The sequence below is a fragment of the Methylobacterium tarhaniae genome (assembly GCF_001043955.1).
Taxonomy (GTDB): Bacteria; Pseudomonadota; Alphaproteobacteria; order Rhizobiales; family Beijerinckiaceae; genus Methylobacterium; species Methylobacterium tarhaniae.
Genome location: NZ_LABZ01000294.1, coordinates 1 through 3,663 on the forward strand (window position 1 = coordinate 1; position 3,663 = coordinate 3,663).

Here is a 3,663-nt window from a genome sequence, read left to right on the forward strand (position 1 = left end):
GGGGGATTTGGGGCGGCGGGCGGAAGGCTGGCGCGACGGCCCTCCCGCCCGATCCGGTCGATGTCGCGGCGAGGATCCGATTCAGGCACAGCCCGGCCTCGCAGGGTCATGCCGGGGCTCGCCGCGCGCGAGAGCCGGAATCCGGAACGACGATGGCGGGGCTCGATCCTGAGCGAGTTCAAGTCCCCCTTCGGCAACCCCCACAGGACACGATGAGCCCGAAAGCCGTCCTCGCCCCCGTCTTCGTCCAGGTCTTCCTCACCTTTCTCCTGCTGCTCTGGACCGGGCGGGCGCGCTTCGCCGCGGCGCGGGAAGGAGCGGTGAGGCTGAAGGACATCTCGCTCGGCGAGCGCAGCTGGCCCGCCCCGGTGCAGCAGGTCTCGAACGCCTTCGCCAACCAGTTCGAGCTGCCGCTGCTGTTCTACGTCCTGACCGGGCTCGCGCTGGCGACGGCCAAGGCCGACATCCTGTTCGTCGGCCTCGCCTGGCTGTTCGTGCTGACCCGCATCGTCCATGCGGGCATCTACGCCACGAGCAACGTGGTGATCCGGCGCTTCCAGGCCTTCCTCGCCGGGGCGATCGTCCTGATGGCGATGTGGCTGATCTTCGCCGCGCGGATCCTCCTCGCGTGAGCCGGCTTCTCGCCATCCCGGCGCGGGGAGGGTAAGGGAGCCGCTTCAGTAGCGCGGGGCCCGCGGCGGCGGGTTGCCGTATTCGAGCTGCGTCTTGGCGTCGTAGGGCCGGGGCGGCGGCGGGGTGAGGTCGACGGCGGGTGCCGCCGGAGCGGTGGCGCAGGCGCCGGCCGCGAGCGCGATCAGGCCGGCGAGGCTCACGGCGAGGGCGGACGGGATGGGACGACGGATCATGCGAGCGGAACTCCGGCTCTGCGGGTTGAACGGTCAAGGTGTCGGGACGGCCGGCGCCGAAAGCTTGGCCGGGATGGGCCGGTCCCGCGGCGCAAGCGTGGCGGTTTCGCGATGACCCCCGGCGCCCGCCTCTCCGCCGCCATCGAGGTCCTGGCCGACATCGCCGAGCGCCGCCGCCCGGTGGCCGACGCCCTGAAGGATTGGGGCCTGGCCCACCGCTTCGCCGGCTCCGGCGACCGCGCCACCATCGCGACCCTGGTCTATGACGGCTTGCGCCGTCGCGCCTCCGCCGCCTGGATCATGGGCGAGGAGACGCCGCGCGCCGTGCTGCTCGGCTCGTTGCGGCTCCAGCGCGGCCTCGCCGCCCGGACCATCGCGGAACTCTGCACCGGCGAGCGCTTCGCGCCCGCCCCCCTCACCGAGGCCGAGCGGACCCGGCTCGAGACCGGAACCCTCGCCGACGCTCCCATCCACGTCGCCGGCGACGTGCCGGAATGGGTGGTGCCCTCCCTCGCGACCGCCTTGGGCGACGACCTCCTGTCCGAGCTGCGGGCCCTCGCCCGGCGGGCCCCGCTCGACATCCGGGTCAACACCCTGAAGGCGACCCGCGAGGGCACGCGGGAGGCGCTCGCCCATCTCTCCCCCGAGCCGACGCCGCTGGCGCCGGACGGCCTGCGGGTGCCGCTCGGCGAGGATGGCCGCGGCCCGGCGCTCCATGTCGAGCCGGAATTCCTGGAGGGCTGGTTCGAGATCCAGGACGAAGGATCGCAGCTCGCCGCCCGCCTCGCCGGGGCGAAGCCCGGCATGACCGTGATCGACCTGTGCGCCGGGGGCGGCGGCAAGACCCTGGCCCTCGCCGCCCTGATGAAGAATGAAGGCCGGCTGGTGGCCACCGACGGCGACCCGCGGCGCCTCGCACCGATCCACGAGCGCCTGCGCCGGGCGGGCGCCGTGGCCGAGTTGCGCACGCCCCGCGGCGGCAAGGGACGACCGGACCCGGGCCGGCCCGACGTGCTGACCGACCTCGACGGCACGGCCGACCTCGTCCTGGTCGATGCGCCCTGCACCGGCTCGGGGACCTGGCGGCGCAACCCGGATGCCAAGTGGCGCCTGCGCCCCGGCAGCCTCGCCACCCGCGTCGCCGAGCAGGAAGCGGTGCTCGATCGCGCCGCGCGGCTGGTGCGGCCGGGCGGGCGCCTCGTCTACGTCACCTGCTCGCTCCTGCCGGAGGAGAACGACGCGGCCGTGGCGGGGCTCGCGGGCCGTCGCGACGACCTCGGGCCCCGGCCCCTCGACCTGCCGGAGGAGGTCGCCGCCAAGGTGCGCCGCACCGCCCACGGCATCCAGATGAGCCCGGAGCGGACCGGCACCGACGGCTTCTACGTCGCGCTCCTGGAGCGCGGGCCCGCTCATCCCTGACCCGTGGCGCGGCGCATCGCCCTGCCGGCCCGGTATTTTTCTGCCGTGCATTGGCGCCAGCTTGGCTTATTCAAGGAAGGCCAAGGTTGAGGGCGGGCCCGCGTTCGCCGGATCCTGCGGCATCGTCGGGGGCCTGGAGAATATCGGACGGTCGGCATGGCGCTGCATCGTAGGACGTTGCTCACCGGAGCGGCCGCCATCGCCCTCGCGCCCGATGCCGTGGCGCAGCAGGAGAAGCCGTCCGACCAGGACAAGCCGCCGGGTCGAGAGAGGTCCCCGGATCAAGAAAAGCCCCTCGATCAAAAGCCCCTCGATCAAAAGCCCCTCGATCAAAAGCCCTTGGGGCACGATGCGCCACCCTCGACCGCCCCCGGTGCCGCCCTTGAGGTGATGCGGCTCTGGCCCGGCAGGCCGCCGGGCGGAGGGGGCCCCGACCCGGAAGGGCCGCGCTTCGACGAGAGCCGCGAGGGCGTGGTCACCGGGGTGGCCGAGCCCTGCCTGCTGGTGATGCGCCCAGCCCGTTCGACCGGGAGCGCGATGGTGATCGCCGGCGGCGGCGGCTATCGCCGCATCGACCTCGGCCACGAGGCGGTGCCGGTCGGGCGCTGGCTCAACGGCATGGGCGTCACCGCCTTCGCGCTGGTCTACCGCCTGCCCGGCGAGGGCTGGGCGGCGGGGGCCGACGCGCCGATCCAGGATGCCTTGAGAGCCGTGCGGCTGGTGCGGGCCCGGGCCCGGCGCTACGGCTACGAGCCGAACCGCGTCGGCGTGATGGGGTTCTCCGCCGGCGGCCACCTGATGGGCGCGGCCAGCACCCGCTTCGCCTCGCCGCTCTACCGGCCCGTCGACGAGGACGACGCGGTCTCGGCCCGGCCCGACGTCTCGGCGTTGATCTATCCCGTCATCACCCTGAAACCCCCGTTCGACCGCACATCGAGCCGCCGCGTCCTCGTCGGCGAGAGCCCGACCCGCGTCGCCACCGAGGCCTACTCGGTCGAGACCCGCGTACCGCCCGAGACCCCGCCGACCTTCCTGGCCCAGGCCGCCGACGACCCGATCGCGGTCGTCGACAATTCCCTCCTGATGTTCGCGGCGCTGCGGGCCGTCGAGGTGCCGGTGGAGATGCACCTGTTCGAGCGCGGCGGCCACGGCTTCAACCTCGGCGTGCCGGGATCGCCGGCCGCGGCGTGGCCGGGCCTGTTCGCGACCTGGGCACGGCGCAGGGGGTTCATCCGGGCGTAAGAAACCGGGTCTTCGAACCCTGCGATCGATGAGGATCTCAAGTCCCATACCGTCTCTTCCAACCTGGATTGACAGGATCTTCGCCCGCGTCCCATCATCCCGGCCGTGACCGAGCTGCCCCCCGACCCCAACCTCT

General features: G+C 73.3%; 4 protein-coding genes. 3 read left to right on the forward strand and 1 reads right to left on the reverse strand.

Features of this window, described 5'->3' with window-relative positions:
* Positions 1 to 212: 212 nt before the first annotated feature.
* On the forward strand, positions 213 to 632 hold the full coding sequence (locus VQ03_RS28945) for an MAPEG family protein (protein ID WP_048454386.1): 420 nt from the start codon (positions 213 to 215) through the stop codon (positions 630 to 632).
* A gap of 45 nt (positions 633 to 677) precedes the next feature.
* Here VQ03_RS28945 and VQ03_RS28950 read toward each other — a convergent pair whose 3' ends face one another.
* Complete coding sequence (locus VQ03_RS28950; protein ID WP_048454387.1) at positions 678 to 866, reverse strand: hypothetical protein; 189 nt, start codon at positions 864 to 866, stop codon at positions 678 to 680.
* A gap of 111 nt (positions 867 to 977) precedes the next feature.
* Here VQ03_RS28950 and VQ03_RS28955 point away from each other — a divergent pair, with 111 nt between their 5' ends.
* On the forward strand, positions 978 to 2,285 hold the full coding sequence (locus VQ03_RS28955; RefSeq protein ID WP_048454388.1) for an RsmB/NOP family class I SAM-dependent RNA methyltransferase: 1,308 nt from the start codon (positions 978 to 980) through the stop codon (positions 2,283 to 2,285).
* 156 nt (positions 2,286 to 2,441) lie between these two features.
* Positions 2,442 to 3,527: an alpha/beta hydrolase gene (locus VQ03_RS28965; RefSeq protein WP_083468294.1), complete on the forward strand. Its 1,086-nt coding sequence runs from the start codon at positions 2,442 to 2,444 to the stop codon at positions 3,525 to 3,527.
* Positions 3,528 to 3,663 lie beyond the last annotated feature (136 nt).